Source organism: Arthrobacter sp. 10N418, assembly GCF_056394725.1.
This window is the reverse complement of sequence record NZ_JBFTIK010000007.1, coordinates 96,274-113,158: the sequence shown is the minus strand read 5'-3', so window position 1 is coordinate 113,158 and position 16,885 is coordinate 96,274. Positions and strand designations below refer to the sequence as shown.

13 protein-coding genes are annotated in these 16,885 nt (G+C 63.3%); 5 read left to right on the top strand and 8 right to left on the bottom strand.

The features are described 5' to 3' along the window. The first annotated feature begins 125 nt into the window (after positions 1–125). From AC1DCZ_RS07650 to trxA, 5 genes are all read left to right on the top strand, one after another. On the top strand, positions 126–674 hold the full coding sequence (locus AC1DCZ_RS07650; protein WP_476896873.1) for an NUDIX hydrolase: 549 nt from the start codon (positions 126–128) through the stop codon (positions 672–674). A 79-nt stretch (positions 675–753) separates the two neighbouring features. Beyond that, positions 754–2,820 (top strand): murein biosynthesis integral membrane protein MurJ, encoded by a 2,067-nt coding sequence (gene murJ / locus AC1DCZ_RS07645; protein ID WP_476974129.1) that lies wholly within the window; start codon positions 754–756, stop codon positions 2,818–2,820. A gap of 172 nt (positions 2,821–2,992) precedes the next feature. Beyond that, complete coding sequence (locus AC1DCZ_RS07640) at positions 2,993–4,627, top strand: ABC transporter substrate-binding protein (protein ID WP_476974048.1); 1,635 nt, start codon at positions 2,993–2,995, stop codon at positions 4,625–4,627. Between the two features lie 176 nt (positions 4,628–4,803). Beyond that, a complete protein-coding gene (gene trxB / locus AC1DCZ_RS07635; protein WP_476974047.1) occupies positions 4,804–5,760 on the top strand; it encodes a thioredoxin-disulfide reductase in 957 nt (318 codons plus the stop codon). A gap of 37 nt (positions 5,761–5,797) precedes the next feature. Continuing rightward, complete coding sequence (gene trxA / locus AC1DCZ_RS07630) at positions 5,798–6,124, top strand: thioredoxin (protein ID WP_476974046.1); 327 nt, start codon at positions 5,798–5,800, stop codon at positions 6,122–6,124. Positions 6,125–10,837: 4,713 nt separating this feature from the next. On the opposite strand, the gene AC1DCZ_RS07625 is transcribed toward trxA, so the two are convergent. The 8 genes from AC1DCZ_RS07625 to rpmH form a co-directional block, all read right to left on the bottom strand. After that, entirely contained in the window at positions 10,838–12,082 is a 1,245-nt protein-coding gene (locus tag AC1DCZ_RS07625; protein ID WP_476974045.1) for a ParB/RepB/Spo0J family partition protein, read from the bottom strand. Between the two features lie 68 nt (positions 12,083–12,150). Further along, entirely contained in the window at positions 12,151–13,218 is a 1,068-nt protein-coding gene (locus tag AC1DCZ_RS07620; protein WP_476974044.1) for a ParA family protein, read from the bottom strand. Positions 13,219–13,304: 86 nt separating this feature from the next. Beyond that, entirely contained in the window at positions 13,305–13,955 is a 651-nt protein-coding gene (rsmG, locus tag AC1DCZ_RS07615) for a 16S rRNA (guanine(527)-N(7))-methyltransferase RsmG (RefSeq protein WP_476974043.1), read from the bottom strand. Between the two features lie 17 nt (positions 13,956–13,972). Continuing rightward, a complete protein-coding gene (locus AC1DCZ_RS07610) occupies positions 13,973–14,551 on the bottom strand; it encodes a Jag family protein (protein WP_476974042.1) in 579 nt (192 codons plus the stop codon). Next, positions 14,551–15,528 carry a membrane protein insertase YidC gene (gene yidC, locus AC1DCZ_RS07605; RefSeq protein ID WP_476895887.1) on the bottom strand — a complete coding sequence of 326 codons (978 nt, stop codon included), beginning with the start codon at positions 15,526–15,528 and terminating at the stop codon, positions 14,551–14,553. Before yidC ends, AC1DCZ_RS07610 begins: the two co-directional genes overlap by 1 nt. A gap of 16 nt (positions 15,529–15,544) precedes the next feature. Then, positions 15,545–15,955, bottom strand: a complete 411-nt coding sequence (yidD, locus tag AC1DCZ_RS07600; RefSeq protein ID WP_476974041.1) for a membrane protein insertion efficiency factor YidD — start codon at positions 15,953–15,955, stop codon at positions 15,545–15,547. Next, positions 15,948–16,358 carry a ribonuclease P protein component gene (gene rnpA, locus AC1DCZ_RS07595; protein ID WP_476974040.1) on the bottom strand — a complete coding sequence of 137 codons (411 nt, stop codon included), beginning with the start codon at positions 16,356–16,358 and terminating at the stop codon, positions 15,948–15,950. Before rnpA ends, yidD begins: the two co-directional genes overlap by 8 nt. A gap of 41 nt (positions 16,359–16,399) precedes the next feature. After that, positions 16,400–16,537, bottom strand: a complete 138-nt coding sequence (rpmH, locus tag AC1DCZ_RS07590; protein WP_003800212.1) for a 50S ribosomal protein L34 — start codon at positions 16,535–16,537, stop codon at positions 16,400–16,402. Positions 16,538–16,885 lie beyond the last annotated feature (348 nt).

Sequence of the window (16,885 nt, the reverse complement as noted above, 5' to 3'; positions counted from 1 at the left end):
CCCGGCGTTGGCCCCGGACGGGACCGGGCAAGGACCGCGGCGCCGGCAAACCACTTTCCCGGCCGTCCACTTTGGAGCCATGTTTAGGTCATCATCAGCGGACAAGAGTAGTTAGAGTGGACTTCATGGCCCACCCCGTACCGAGCGCTCCCGGCAGGAGGACAAACGCACCGTTGCCATCGGCAATCGGTGCCAATGTCGCGCCCGTCCAGCACACGGGACAGGCCTCCCTGCCCACCGTGGAGGAAATCTCTGCCGGCGGCGTCGTGGTGGACACGTCCGACGCCGAACTGAGGGTTGCGATTATCGCCCGGCTCAACCGCGGAGGACGCCTCGAATGGTGCCTGCCGAAGGGACATCCGGAAGGCAAGGAAAGCAACGAGGAAGCCGCCGTGCGCGAAATCGCGGAGGAAACGGGCATCGAAGGCAAGATCCTTGCGCCGCTCGGAAGCATTGACTACTGGTTCACTGTCAGCGGACACCGGGTCCACAAGACCGTCCATCACTACCTGTTGCAGGCTACTGGCGGGGAACTCACCATCGAGAACGATCCCGACAAAGAAGCTGTCGACGTTGCCTGGGTCCCCATCCACGAACTGGCCCGCAAGCTCTCCTTCCCGAACGAGCGCCGGATTGCCGATCTCGCCAAGGAAGTCCTCCCGGAAGACCGCTGAGGGAATCCGGGGCACGCGGGCCGCCGCTTCCGGCCACGGGTGGCGCGCAAAGGCACGCCCGGGTGAGACGATGAAGACAATGTCATCCGCCAAACCCACCCCCTCACGCCCCGGTCCCGCCGATTCCCAGGCCGCCCACCCCGGCGAAGCACGCTCCAGCGCCATCATGGCCGCCGGAACCCTGGTTTCGCGTTTCCTGGGGTTCGGCAAAACCTGGATGCTGGGAGCCGCGCTCGGCCTCGGCTCCACCGTCAACGACACGTTCATCAACGCCAACAACCTGCCGAACCTGATCTTCTTGCTGGTCGCGGGCGGTGTCTTCAACGCGGTTTTGGTCCCGCAGATCATCAAGGCCAGCCGGGCGCCTGACAGGGGAGCGGACTACATCAGCAGGCTCCTGACGCTCGCCGTCGTGGTGCTGCTGACGTTGACCCTGCTGGTGACGCTGCTGGCACCGTCCGTCATCGAGCTGACAACGCAGGGCTATTCGCCCCAGCAGAAATCGCTGGCCGTGTCTTTCGCATTCTGGTGCCTTCCGCAGATTTTCTTCTACGGCCTGTATGCCCTGCTGACGCAGGTACTGAACGCCAATGGCGCATTCGGGCCGGCAATGTGGGCTCCGATCCTGAACAACATCGTGGCGATCGCCGGACTCGGCATGTTCATCGGGATCATGGGCGCCAACGTCGCCAACCCGCACACCCTGGACAACTGGGGATCCTTCCAGACGATTTTGGTGGCCGGGTTCTCCACGATCGGCGTGATCGCCCAGACGGCCATCCTGCTGGTCCCGGTGTTCCGGCTCAGGCTCGGCCTCCGGCCCCGCTTCGGATGGCGGGGCGTCGGGCTGGGCCAGGCCGCAAGACTGAGCGCCTGGACCCTGGCTACCGCCGCCGTCGGGCAGCTCGCATTCCTGTATGTCATGCGCATTGCCACCATCCCCGGTGCCGAGCGGCTGCGCCTGGAACACGCCGGTGACCCGGCCGCGGCCACCCTGCCAGGAAACGCCGTGCTGGAAGTGGCCAGCCAGCTCTATCTGCTGCCGCATTCCATCATTGCGCTGTCCCTGGCCACCGTGCTCTTCAACCGGATGACCCGCGCCTCGCAGGATGGAAACCGGGCCGAGCTGCGGAACGCACTCTCCCACGGACTGCGGACCATGGCCGTCGCCACGGTATTCGGGGCGCTGGCGCTGTTTGCCCTAGCCGGCCCGCTGGGCATGTTCTTCTCCGGCGGGAAGCCGCAGGACGGCGTCATGCTGGCCCAGACGCTGACCATCCTGGCACTCAGCACGCCCTTCATGAGCGCCAACTTCATGATGTCCCGGGTGTTCTACGCCAACGAAGACGCACGCACGCCGTTCTTCATCCAGCTGGTCCTCGCCCTGGTCAACGTCGTGTCCGCTTTCTCCATCCAGTTCCTGCCGTTTGACCAGATCATCTTCGCCATCGCCATCCTCTACACCGGCGGCAACATCCTCTCCGTCATCGTCAGCGCGTTATTCCTGCGCCGGCTCCTCGGACACCTGGACGGGCCGCGGATCGCCAACTCCTATATCCGCATGGGCTATGCGGCACTCGGCTCCGCCATCGCCGGCGCGCTGGGCCTGTGGCTGCTGGGCAGCTACAGCCCGGACGGGTTCGCCTGGAGCAGCCGCATTGCAGCGCTGGTGACGATCGCCGTCGTCGGACCGGTGATGCTGGCCGTCTACCTCGTCCTGCTCAAGGCCTTCCAGGTCACCGAACTCCGGGATCTGCTGCAGCCGCTGCTGGGCCGGCTCCGGCGGGGGCCGTCCCCGGAACCCGGCGGCCAGGCCCGCACCGAACCCGGCACGGACGGCGCCACTCCTGCACGGACGGCCCCCGAACGGGCCACCGTCTCCGTCGATACGGGCCTGATTCCGAGGATCTCCGGTGAATTCGATGCGGCATCCTTCCGCGCCGGGCCTGACATCAGGGACGAAGACGCAGCTTCCTTCGGCCGGCCCGCGGGACCGGAGGGCGGCTATCTCCCCGCGGAAGACCTTCCCAGCACCGCGCAAGGGGGCTTGGGCCGGGGCGACGTTCCGCTCCCGGGGCGCAGGACCTATCAGGGCCCGGTGGGTCACAATCCGTATTTTCCGTTTGGACGGAAGAAGAAAAAATGATCTTCGACCGCTTTCGAACAGCCGGGCCTCCACGGCGCGGACAGCGCATCGGCTAGGATCGAAGACTAACAAGGTGAGTTGCAGGCCAGCGGCCAACCGGCTTAACGGGGGGCTGATCGTCACTCATAAAGTGACCAGCGTCGGTAATTGCCGGACAGCTTAGGAGGAGCCCGTGTCCCACCCGATCGATGTCGGATCAGTACTCGGTGGCCGTTACAAGGTCACTGCTACAGTGCTGACCTCGCATGACCAGGATCTGGTGCTGGACGGGATGGACCAGGTCTTGAACCGTCCCGTGAGCATCCTTGTCGCGGGACCGGGTAACGCTGATCAAGTGGCGCAAAGTGCGCGCGAGGTGGCCACAGGCGAGCGGCCCGGCAGCGTCCAGATCCTGGATCTTGGCGTCAGCGAATCCACGACATACCTGATCACCAACCACACTTCAGCGGCTGACCTACTGGATCTGGTGGTGTCGTCCAACCCTCCTTACGTTGAGCCCTTCTTCACTGACACGCTCGGCAGCGAAATCTTCGGGCAGGCCCGGTCCAACGAACCCGAAACCTACGACGGGCTATACGACGACGAGGAAGTCGACGCCGGGTACATCGACTACGGTCAGGGCCAGCCGGCCGCAGCCCAGCAGCCGGGTTCCCCTGCTGCATCTCCGGTAAGCCGCCCGGCAAATGCGCCGTCGCGGCCGACGGCGTCGCCCTCTCCCGGTGCGGGCGCAGCTGCGGCTGCAGCAGGACTTGCCGGCGGCGCCGCGGCGGCCAGCGCAGCAAAGTCCCCCCAGACCGCGCCGCAGGAGGCGACACCGCACACGACGGCGCCCCAACCCGTCCAGAACGCTGCTGCCCGCAGGCCGGCCGAGCCGACCGCCGCCCAGCCGACCGCCGCCCAGCCGGTGGCCGCCGCCGAGTCACCCAAAGTGTCTCTGTGGTCCGACGACGACTACACTGGCGGCGACCAGCGGACGGCCGGTCAGCCCACGCGGGATAAGCCCGGCGCCGGGCAGGGCCGCGCAAGTGCCTCCGCCGGCATGGCCGCAGGAGGCCTGGGGGCGGCAGACCGTGCTCCCGGCAACTTCCCGGCGTCTGCCAGGGACACTGCCGAGGACGACGAATATTACGGCGACGATGACGACGAGCCCCGTCGCGAACCGCGGTCCATGCGCTGGCTAGTCGGCGGGCTTCTCGCCGCTGTCCTCGTTGTGGGGCTGATCTTTGCTGTAACCAACCTCGGAAGCCTCTTCAAAAGCAGCCCGCAGCCCAATGCTGTGGCAACATCCCCGTCCAGCGCACCCGAGCCGTCGGCGGCGTCCGGTGCGCCTTCAGCAAGCGCCAGCAACGCACCCGTAGCGGGCCCTCCTGCCATCGAGGGAGTAACCCGGCTTGGCAACTTCGATTTTGCCGCCACCTACGACGGTGATCTGGTCAAGACCTTCGACGGAAACGGTGCCAGCTTCTGGTCGGACATGGAGTTCGCCACGGACAACTGGGGCGGTCTCGCCACGGAAGTGCCTTTGGTGGTCAAGCTGAAGGGTCCCTCCAAGATCTCCTCCGTCACGCTGAGCCAGCTTGGGGCGTCCGGCGGCAGCATCAGCGTCTTCACCAACGACAGCCCGTCCCTGGATGGGGCCAAGCAGGTCGGCAGCAACAGCTTCACCTCCCCGGACCTGACGATGCCACTGCAGGAGCCTGTTACGGCGCAGTACGTAATTGTGTCCATCAAGTCACTTCCGAAGCTGGCCGCCCCGAAGACCCGCTACGGTTATGGGCTCCGCCTGGCCGAGATCAAGGTGCAGTAGGGCTGCGCATCTGAGACACGGCAGCCACCTGTCTTCGCGGGTTAGCCGGTAACCTAGGTGATGGTGTCCTTCTGTGATGCCCGGCTGGGCCGGAATATTCAGCACCATGTAGTAGTTGTGCCATGTGGCCGGCCACCCAGGCGGGCGCAGCGACAAAGGAAGAGGTTCACCGTTCAGTGAGCAACGCAGAAAACACCGCGTCCGAAGTACGTGATGTCATCATCGTCGGCTCCGGCCCTGCGGGTTACACCGCCGCGGTGTACACGGCGCGAGCCAACCTCAAGCCCCTGATGCTCGCAGGATCGGTTACGGCCGGCGGCGAACTGATGAACACGACAGACGTCGAGAACTACCCGGGATTTCCGGAAGGCATCATGGGCCCGGACCTGATGGAGAACTTCGAGAAGCAGGCTGCCCGTTTCGGCACTGAAATCCAGTTCGAGGACGTTACCGAACTGGACCTCGACGGTGACATCAAAACCGTGACCATAGGAACAGGGGAGACCTTCCAGGCCCGCGCCATCATCCTGTCCACGGGTTCGGCGTACCGTGAGCTTGGCCTGCCGAACGAAAAGCGGCTCTCGGGCCACGGTGTGAGCTGGTGTGCAACCTGCGATGGTTTCTTTTTCAAGGGCCAGGACATCGCCGTGATTGGCGGCGGAGACTCGGCCATGGAAGAGGCCCTGTTCCTCACAAAGTTCGCCAAGTCCGTCACCGTAGTGCACCGCCGCGACACGCTCCGGGCCTCCAAAATCATGGCCGACCGCGCACTGGCGCACGAGAAGATCAGCTTCGTGTGGAACACCGGCGTCGAGGACGTCCTTGGCGGGGACAAAGTTACGGGCCTTCGCCTGAAGCACCTCGTGGACGGTACGGAAACAGAACTGGCTGTCTCCGGCGTGTTCGTAGCGATCGGCAACGATCCCCGCACCGATCTCGTCAAGGACAAGCTGGAGCTGACCCCGGAGGGAACTATCGCCGTCGACGGCCGAACCTCGAAGACCAGCGTCAGGGGCGTGTTCGCCGCGGGTGACGTCATGGACCCGACCTACCGACAGGCAATCACAGCCTCGGGTTCCGGTTGTGTAGCCGCCCTCGACGTCGAGCACTACCTCGCAGACTTCCACGCCTAAACGGCGCGCAGCAACCAACCGGAGAGAGAGCAAGGTTATGAGCAACGCAAAAGACGTAACAGACGCAAGCTTCAGCACCGACGTACTGGCCGCCGACAAGCCGGTCATCGTGGACTTCTGGGCCGAATGGTGTGGTCCCTGCCGCAAGCTTGGCCCCATCCTCGACGAGATTTCTGTCGAGTACAGTGACAAGGTCAACGTGGTCAAGGTCAACGTGGACGACAACCCGGGCATTGCCGCGGAATACGGCATCACGTCCATCCCTGCCGTCTATCTGTTCCAGGGCGGCGAAGTGAAGAGCACTGTAATCGGCGCCCGCCCAAAGCAGTTCTTCGAAAAGGAATTCGCGGACGTTTTGTCCTAGTCTCCACTGGCCGTACATGCCGCACGGCCTGAGTGTGTCGGTGGCCCCCGCTTCTTGGATGCGGGGGCCACTTCCATTTGGCGACTTTGTCAGCCTCGGCTCGGCTCGGGGCGGCGGCAGTCTGCCCGACAGAGCATGGAGCCGGAGTCGAAGTCGCCGTATTCCCGCGATAACGGTTTAGTTACTATTGCCTTGTGTGGCAGAAGTCCGGACCCGAGATGGGCCCTTTCGCTGTACCTGGCCCATTGACGGGGAACAACCCCGACATGCCTGGCCGGTAGTGGACCGGCGCTGCGGCTGAGTGCCGAACCAGATCCTTCAGTGTTTCACGTGAAACATTGGCCGTCACGGGCTCCGGCCACTGGATATAGGGGACCGCGCCCCTTATCCGGTCATCATGCAAGCGGAACACAACTGCGGGGATCCGCATCCCGGCGGATCCGTTTCTTCTGTGTGCAAGATGGAAACGCGGCTTTGGGCGCTGCTGACGCCTACGGGGATTTCGTCCGGGACGCAGCGCATTTCCGGCGAAAGGTACCGGGCGGTTCCGGATGCCCCTGTCAGAAGTCGGGAGACGAGGCGACGGGATATCTCAACGGCCCGTCCGAGCACCTTCCAACCGGCCTATGTGGGCGCATATGTCGCGGGAAGGCCCAGGCTTACTAGACTAAGCAACCGCGGGCGGCGCCGGGGGACCGATACCCACTGCTGATTGTTAGGGCTCGTGAATGTTTCACGTGAAACGCGATGCTCCGAGTCCGTCAGGACATTTGTCGGTCCGGTGCCATCTGCCGCCCGTACGCTATCACCTCTGGCGGGACGATGCGGGCAAGCTGCCCGAACCTCAGCAGACTGTGCTTTGGAAGCAGATGGCCAATGCTAATGACCATGTCTACTGAAAGTTTCACGTGAAACACTATGCTCGAGGACGGTCTCTGCGGTCCGCCGACTCGGCACACGAGAGAGCTTGACCGGGATGTTCTCTGGACCCGCACCGCGAGCCGTTCGCCACTGCAGGCTCCCCGACGTTTCACGTGGCACATTGCGGCCGAGTATCTGATCGGCTTCTCGCGCCCACCCGATTCCTGTTCGTTTGGGGTACCCCGGAACGAACCGCTAACCCTTTGGACTGCTTATGGGCGAGCAATTGATACTCAACTCTTAGATAATGACCCCTGCGCCACTAGCTGCCCCGTCGCCGGCCCCCCGGGAACGCCCTCAGTGGGCCGCTTCCTGCCAAGCGGTAGAGCGGCCGAGAGGTACGGCACGCGCGTCGGCCTCCTCCGAAGTAGGCGACGCTGAGCCCACCCACGCCCGCCCCCACACCTGCGACGTGACGAGCATTGGTGCTGAAGCCAAGCGCCTCCGGTGGTTCGCCGCTGCACGAGCCGTGCATCGCCCGCTGCAGCGGCCGGCTCCGGCCCCCGCTGCGTCCGGACCCACGCTTCCTGCGTGACTCGAGAGCGTAAATTGCCCTCCGGTGCTCAACTGCCCTGGAACAGGCAGTTCCCTTGCTGCAGCTTTCACATCAGGGACGAAAACTCTAGGACATGGAAATTGGCTCGACGTGGCCGCACAGCCCAGTCGATCTCCGACACACCCAATGATGGCTCCAGGTTAGGGATCGAACCCCCGACACCATGCTTTCCGACTCACGGCCCTCGGGCCTCCACGCGGAATGCTTTGGCAAAGTGCCGACCGCAAGACCGCTATGCGTGCAGTCCGCGCCTCAGCAACCAACCCTACGGATCTCAGATGACCCGGTACCAGGGCGTTACTTGCTCCTGAATCCCTTCTAGGCGCCGCACCCGCCGGCGGCGGTAGGTCCGCGCCTTGCTTTCCCGCGCCGGAACCGATGTGCCCTCCAGCTCCGTAGGGGCGTCGTGCAGCGTGTTCGCAGCTCCAGCATGCCCTGTCCAAAGCACACAACACATCCCTGTCTACGCGGGGGCCGCTGCGTTTTCCACAGAACTTATTCACATCGTTATCCACAGGGTTAGAGACATTGTTCGCAGCCCTGGTCCCCGGGCAAACTCCGCCCATTCCTCCGCTCAGAGCTCACCTCAGCCGAGCTGCCGAAGTCCGGATGATTAGAGGCTCCCGCGGACAGCTGATAGGGAACCGGTACTCGCAACGGAATGCACGCAAAATATCTCCCTGCCAGCACGGAAATTAACCGGACTACGTGGATTTTCGTGGCACGTAAGAAAGCGGAAGAAGCGGCTCCAAACCGTCCACGCACATGTTTCACGTGAAACGTCCCGGGCCTGCCTGTGACCTGCCTGCTGTGAGGCCGAAGGCGAAATGAACCCGACAGTCAGTCTCCGTCAAATATACAAAGGACCGCGCCTGGTAATCCACAAAGTTATCCACAGCGATATCCACCGTCGTATCCACCGCGTGATCGGGGTGTGGACTTGAGAGACGACCGTGCGAGGAACTGGCCGTGTCAGTCCGTCCCGTCTCCGATAATGCCTGCGGCGATGGACCGTCCCCTCAGACAGGGACCGGGCGTGGAACGGTCGCGTCGTGCACCTGTCATCCGCGATTTGTCGACCTCCACCGGCCGCCGACATGGCATCGCAGGAGGCTGCATAGCTGCAATCTGGCTTTCCGCTGGCTGGCTTCGGGGGAGCGTCGCGCGGAAGAGTGGTCTAAATCCGATGCGTCGCCTGAACAAGCAGGTCCGCCGACCCGGCAATTGACGGCAACGGCGCGCCCGGACCAGGCCATGCGGGCGGGCGGGGGCGGGCGGGCGGGCGGGCGAACCTGGTCCCCTAATCCATACGGACTCACACGGGACGCACAGTTATCCCCGGGCGCTCTCCACAACCAACGCTTGCCGGGATTTCCCCACAGGGCTGCACATACGCCAGCAGTCAGGGAGGCGGAGCAACTCCGCCCAGCCACTACCAGATGGTTGGCGCGGGCTGAGGATCGCTTCCCTCCGACGAATGAAGCGTCCATTTCTGCGGCTGGGTGTTAGCGGCCAGTAGGGATTGCCCACAGCCGGCCAGTTCGGTGCCCGGTGGTGGCCAGAAGGTTTGCGCAGTCGTGGCAATCGAAGATGCCCCCAGACGGCCGGCCGAAACACAGTCGAATGAGCGTCGGAAACGCCCGAAGCCACTCGGCGCCGCCACCATCGTCCGACGACCCCGGGCGAATTCGTAAGGTCTGGAGAGCGCCACGGCCTTGGCCCATCCCGTCCACTACGCGGCTCCACGGGCCCGTTGTCATCTCGGTCGGTACGCCACGGCCCCGCAGGGACGCTTGAAGACCTGCGGTAACCCCACAAGTCCCTCTATGGCCGAGCGGCAGATAGTGGCGCCCGGCTCAAGGGTGTTTTGCCCACAGGCGGCCAACACGACGGTCTATTGGTGGCCACCGGCGGACAATCGAGACGGCCAGCAACGGGCAGGCCCCTGGCTACCTGTCAGCATTTCCTAATGTCCGCGGACAGTTGGGGGCGCGCGCCGTAAACCTTCGCGAAGATCAGCCCTTCAAGCGAACCCGGTCGCTGGGCAGTCTCACCGGCTGGGCATGACGTGGTTCAACGTCCACGGGGCATCGCTGCAGACAACCCCGACAGGCCAACGCGCGCGGTCTCACGAGCATCTCCGAACCAGGAGAGGGGCTTGGCGGTGGGCGCCCTATGCGCCCTCTGGGGGCGACGCAAAAGCCGGGTGCAGCGCTTGGGGCCCTGAGGCGGGAGATGGCCCCTTCACGCTCCGAGTGTGCCCCTGGGGCCGCCTGTGGGCGCATCAACATCCTGCCCCAGCTTGCGTTAGAGCATCCAAAGCCCATCGTGAGTAGGTCGGAGATTTTCACCATGAAAAATCAGACACTCGAGCGGCCGGATGTGCCCGCATGTCCGCAAGCGGCGTCCGAACCAATGCTGGTTCTGATTCGCTGTTTCACGTGAAACAGCGGACACGTTTCGATGGGGAGCTGTCTTCCTCTGGGCGGCCCGGCAACCAACCGACGTTACCGCTACCCAAAACGATCATGGAATCTTGCAACCAGCCCCTGTTGCCGACCCCACCGGGTATTGGCGCTGGCCAACCCGCGGGTTTAGATCAGGAAACGACCAACCCGGCCCTGAGCAGGCGTTTGCCGCTGGCGCTCCAGCGGCATGGACGTCAGTGGGAGCACCAACGCCGGTCCTGACGCCACGCACCAGGGGGCGCTGCTACGGCGGCCGGAAGCCACCCTCTGCGGCATCGAAGCACGTCATCAAACGGCGGGGAGACGACATGCAACGAATGCACGAGCCTCCTATCAGTCGCGGCGCGGCTCCCGCAGCAACGGCGCGGCAGTATCTTCAGCTCCGATAGGGACGGTTCCATTCATGAGGGGCGGTCAAGGTGACATTCCCGGCTCTTGCGGCTCCGTTCGGAACACCGCCAAATGACGAACGCCAGGAGCCGGAGCCTCTCCAGTAGGACTTCCCGGACACTTCGAGCGGTACTCCAGTCCCATGCACGGAACATCACCGAAGTACACTGGCCAGTCCGGGATCCGTGCACCATTGACGGCCTCTCACTCCCTCGACGCTGCCTGGAACGAGCGGATGGCCGCCCAGGACGCATCAGCAGTTCTTTCGCCGCTCGGAAAGGGTCCGGGGTGCCCTTCCGGTGAAGTGGCCCCACATACGCCAGCAGGGCCTGTTTCACGTGAAACAGGCCCTGCTGGAGAGTCGGTGGGAACGGCGGATTACCCCGCCGTGCCGGGAGTCAGGACGTCCATGATCCGGTTGAGGTCCTCCACGCTGGCGAATTCAATGCTGACCCGTCCCTTTCGGGCACCGAGCGAAATTTTCACGTTGGTGTCCAGTCGGTCGGACAGCGATGAAGCCAGGTAATCGAGGCGCTCATGGCGTGCCCCGGGTCGAGGGATATTGTTCTTCGCCGGCGATGCGGGATTCTGGTAGAGCGTCACCGCTTCCTCCGTCGCGCGTACTGACATGCCTTCGGCGACGATCTTCTGGGCCAGCCGCTCCATGGCGGCGGCATCGGGAAGTGCCAGAAGCGCACGCGCGTGACCGGCGGAAATCACGCTGGCTGCCACACGTCGCTGGACCAGCGGCGGAAGCTTGAGCAGCCGCAGCGTGTTCGATACCTGGGGACGGGAGCGGCCGATGCGGTCAGCCAGCTGTTCGTGCGTCGTGCCGAAATCCTCAAGCAGCTGCTGATATGCCGCCGCCTCTTCGAGCGGGTTGAGCTGGCTGCGGTGCAGGTTCTCCAGCAGGGCATCGCGCAGGAGGTCGTCATCCGTGGTGTCGCGCACGATTGCAGGGATGGTTTCCAGCCCCGCGGCCTGCACTGCACGCCATCGGCGTTCACCCATAACGAGCTCATAGGGTTCGACACCTTTTTCGGTGGATGTCCTCACCACAATTGGCTGCAGGACCCCGATTTCACGCACGGAGTGAACCAGCTCCGCCATGTCGTCCTCATCGAACACGGAGCGTGGCTGCTTGCGGTTGGGGTGAATGTCCGTGACGGGTATTTCGGCGAAGCGGACACCAGGGACTTCAACGAGCTCTACGTCGGGGCGGCCGCCGGACTCACGGACAGGATCCGCCGTCGCAGTGTTGCCGGATACCGCTGCCGCACCCGGATTGGCCGGTACTGGCTCCGCAGAGGGGGACTTCCGGCCAGGCGCCTTCTTCTTGACAGCCGAAGCTGCCGACGGAACAGCAACCTCAGCGCGAGGGCCGGCAGCTGCAGGCAAGCCCGCTTCTACGGCTTCTGCGGCAGTCATCTTGGCTGCCGTCGGCTGCGGCGCTGCAGCATCGTGCCCGGGGGCGTCGGCGTCGGAAGTCCTCTTCCGGGCTTCGGGAAAAAAGAGATCCACGGGCCGGGACGGCGCGGAGCCGCTTCCAGAGGCGTTAGCCGAGGCGGAACTTGGAATGAGTGCGCCAAGTCCACGGCCGAGGCCGCGTCGCTTATCGCTCATGGATAAATCCCTCCAGTGGAAGAGCCCGGAGTCACCTGGCTCTGTCTAGTGCAACTTTTGAAAAGATTCTACCGTTCAGCGATTTCCGCTGCGGCTTCCAGATAGGACAGGGCACCACTGGAGGAAGGATCGTACGTCATCACGGTCTGCTGGTAGCTGGGGGCCTCGGAAATGCGCACCGAGCGCGGGACTACAGCACCCAGAACCTGCTCCGGGAAGTGTTCGCGGACCTCCGCCGCCACCTGGGCGGCAAGGTTCGTGCGTCCGTCGTACATGGTAAGAAGTATCGTCGAAACAACCAGATCCGCATTCAAGTGCTTCTGGATCATCTCGATGTTCTTCAGGAGTTGGCTCAGGCCCTCCAGCGCATAGTACTCGCACTGGATGGGGATAAGCACCTCATTGGCCGCGCAGAAGGCATTGACCGTCAGGAGGCCCAAGCTCGGTGGGCAGTCGATGAAGATGTAGTCGAGCCGTTCCTCGCCGTTTTTGGCTCGTTCCTTGCAGTAGACATCGATAGCCCGCCGCAGCCGCTGCTCGCGTGCAACCAGGCTGACCAGCTCAATTTCCGCACCAGCGAGGTGGATGGTGGCCGGGGCGCAGATCAACTTGGCGATGTCGGGGCAAGGGGCCACAACATCCTGCAGGGGGACGTCATTGATCAGGACGTCGTAGATGCTGTCAACATCGGCATGGTGCTCGATGCCGAGCGCCGTGGAAGCATTTCCCTGTGGGTCGATGTCGATGACCAGTACGTTGAGTCCCGCAGCGGCCAGGGCGGCGGCTATGTTGACCGTAGTGGTGGTCTTGCCAACGCCGCCCTTCTGGTTTGAAACGGTGAAGATCCGTGTCTTCTCCGGTTTGGGCAGTTCCCGGCCAAAGAGGCGTTCGCGGCGCTTGTTTTCGTGAGCCAGCTCCCGCGCAATGGGGCTGGAGTCATCAATGGAGTCCAGCACGTTCCCGCTGCGGGAAACCGATGTTTCACGTGAAACACCCGCCATTCCACTGGTCTTCGCAACCGAAGCCGTGCGATTTCCGGAGTAGTCATGAGCGACTGCGGGCGCGCTGAACGCCCGTGCGGACCCCAGGGACACAAACGGGGGAATCCGTTGTGTGGAGGCTTCGCTACTGGTCACTGTGACACACTCACTCTCATTCGGCTTTGCTGCCGGTTACTAGCCTAACCTCTTCCCCTTGGACTCCGAGGGCACCGGGCCCGGTGCTAGGCAATCTTTTGAGGCTTATTCACTACGATTCGGACAACAGTCGTGGGTTCTTCGAGCAGGTCAGCACCCACCAGGACCACGGAGGTTTCAACGCCGCCCAGCTTCCGGATGACCTTTGCTGCCTTCTCTATTTCTTCGCCGGCACTGCGCCCCTTGATGGCCACCACTTCACCCTTGCCGGCAAGCAGCGGAATGGTCAGGCCGGCAAGGTTGGACAGGGCAGAGACGGCACGGGCGGTAACGACGTCCGCGTCCACCATGCCCACGGCAAGTTCGGCGCGGGTGCGCATGATCGTAACGTTGTCCAGGCCGAGGTCGTCCACGACCTCCTGCAACCAGATAACCCGGCGTTCCAGCGGCTCAATCAGCGTCAGTTCCAGATCCGGCCGGGCAATGGCGAGGCAAAGCCCGGGCAGGCCGGCACCACTTCCGACGTCGGCAACGTGGCTCCCCGGGGCAATCTGGCTCTCGATGACAGCGCAATTCAGCACGTGCCGGCTCCACAGCCGCGGGATCTCGCGCGGACCGATCAGTCCCCGTTCAGTACCGGAAGTGGCCAGATGCTCGACATAGCGTTTCGCCAGCTCCAAGCGGTCGCCGAAGATCGACTGTGCTGCCTGCAGCTCGGCTGCCGTAATTTCAACCATCACACTCATCAACGGATTCAGTCCGCAGAAACAACGATGTGCCGGTCGGCACCTACACCCTCGGACTCACTCACGAGCCCCAGGTCGGCGACGGCATCGTGCACAATCTTCCGTTCGTAGGCGCTCATCGGGGCCAGCGCCACAGCGTTGCCGGACTCCTTGACGGACGCGACGGCGTCTTCCGCGATCTTCTGCAGGTCGCCGGACCGTTCGGCACGGTAGCCGTTGATGTCCAGCACCAGGCGGGAACGGCTTTCCGTCGCTGACAGGACTGCCAGCCGCGTCAGCTCCTGAAGGGCTTCCAGAACCTCTCCATCGCGGCCCACCAGGTTCTCCAGGCCGGTCGATTCTTCTTCAGAAACGATGGAAATGTAGGTCCGCCCGTTGCGTACCTCAATGTCGATGTCCCCGTCGATGTCCGCAATGTCCAGCAGTTCTTCGAGGTAATCCGCGGCGACGTCGCCTTCTTCTTCGAGGCGGCTTGCGGAAACGCCCTTGGCGGGGCGGCCTTCCGAGTCCTGGACCGCATCTTGAGCGTCGTCCTGGTCCTCGGCCAACTCGGCAGAAATAGCGTGTTCAGTGCTCTCGGCGGACATTACTTCCTCTTCCTGTTTTTACGTTGCGGCTGGACGCGCTGGCTCTTGGCCTCCGCGGCGGCGACGGCAGCAGCTTCGGCTGCCTCTGCGTCCGCTTTCCTCGCGCCGACGAGGGGCAGCGCCGGCAGGCCGCGGGCGGCCCTGCGCTCGGCCAAGGCCTTGGCTGCGGGCGAACCCGGCGTCGGCATACGGCGGATCACAAAGAACTGCTGTCCCATGGTCCACAGGTTGGTGGTGGTCCAGTAGATCAGGACACCGATGGGGAAGTTGATGCCGCCCACGCCGAAGACGATCGGCAGGATGTAAAGCATCATTTTCTGCTGGCGCATGAACGGGCTCGCCATGGCCTCTTCGGACATGTTCTTGGCCATGATCTGCTTCTGCGTAATGAACTGTGACGCCGTCATGGCCAGGATCATTGCGATCGAAAGGATCCACACCGCAACCTCGCCGCCTGCGGTGCTGCCGTGCAGCAGCGATGCGGAGAGCGGGGCGCCAAAAATGCTCGACTCGTCGAACTGCTTGACCTGGTCGATGTTCATCGCACCGATGCCCGTGCCGCCAGCCTTGGCGGAGCTGATACCGGAGAGCACCTGGAACAGGGCGAAGAAGAACGGCATCTGGATCAGCATCGGAAGGCACGCCGAGAACGGGTTGGTGCCGTGCTTCTTGTACAGGGCCATCTGCTCCTGCGCCATGGCCTGGCGTGAGAGCTGATCGGTCTTGCCCTTGTATTTGTCCTGCATCTTCTTCAGGTCAGGCTGCAGCAGCTGCATGCCGCGCTGGGCCTTGATCTGCTTGACGAAGACGGGAATGAGGGCGGCGCGGATGACCAGCACCAGCCCGATGATGGAAAGCGTCCAGGTCCAGCCGTTGGCTGCCGGCAGGCCCATGAAGCTCAGCCCATCATGGAAGCCGATCATGATGGCGGAAACAAGCCACTTGAACGGGGCCAGAATTGTTCCAAAGATGTCCATACGTTATCCCTATTCGTCAGGCCGCAGAGCGGCCTTCTCCATCAGTCTGAGCAGCCAGATACTTGTCCGGATTGTTCAGCACAACAATTGTGGGGGTGCGGCCTTCCGGCCACTCGCAGTGGCCAGCGGGGACGTGGTCCACACCGCCGGCGTTCCAGGGATGGCAGCGCAACAGGCGCCTGAGAGCGAACCAGGTTCCTTTGACGGCACCATGAACGGTGATCGCCTCGAGGGCGTAAGCCGAGCAGCTCGGGAAGAAACGGCATACCTGGCCGTACAGCGGCGAGACCACCTTGCGGTAGGCCATCAGCAACAGGATGAGGATATTACGGGGCAGATTCCAGACTGCATCACCAAGCCAACGAAGGGCCGGCACCAAGGCGGCTGTCTTCAGAGGAGGGACGACGGCGGCAGTTAGGTTACGCACGCGGGGTCCCTTCCTGTGTTGTCCCGTAAGAACCTGATGAAGCAGCCTCTGGAAGGCGGTTGCCCAGCCGTTTCATGGTGGTGTCCAACGCGGCGTCATAGTCGGCGAGCAGTTGGCCCCAGCTGGCCCCCGCCGCGGCGGGCAGTGCCCGGACCACGATGGCGAACCCGCTGCCGTATTGCTGCAACGACAAAGCGCCGGCTTCTCTCAGTCTCCTCTTAACGAGGTTCCTGACAACAGCGTTCCCGACACTCTTGGAAACGATGAATCCGATCCGGCTTGGTTCATCGGCAGCCAGGGCTGCCGCATATAACACTACGTTCCGGCGTCCATTGCGGACACCGGAACGTACAGTTGTTGAAAAATCGGTTGATGTCCGCAGACGGTTCCTGGTGGCTAGCACCGTTAAACTCGCACAGGGATGTGGACCGACGAGCCAGTTATTTAGGCCGACAGTTCGGTGCGGCCCTTGCCACGACGGGCTGCCAGGATGGCACGGCCGGCACGGGTACGCATACGAAGGCGGAAGCCATGCTTCTTGGCTCGACGGCGGTTATTCGGCTGAAAAGTCCGCTTGCTCACGTTAGTTACTCCAGTGGATCAAAGGTGCGCCCACCCGATCAAGGGGAAGAACTGGCCGACGCTAAGTTTTGTATGTGCCGCTTCCCTCGTAACTCGCTCGGCGCGGGGCGTCGGGAAAGCATCAGATGAGGCGAAAAGCGTACACATGGGACTTCACAACGTTAGGGCTTGCCGGGCTCCCGAGTCAAACCGGGGGTCGGTGCGCAACCTTTCCCCAGCTGTGGCTAACTGCCGCCGCAGCCTGTGGATGAAGCCCGTCACAGGCATCGTTTGAGAACCACAACGGTGTAATTATCCACAGGACTCAACCCAGCTATCTTCTGGCGTTTTCATCCCCTACAGTGGCTC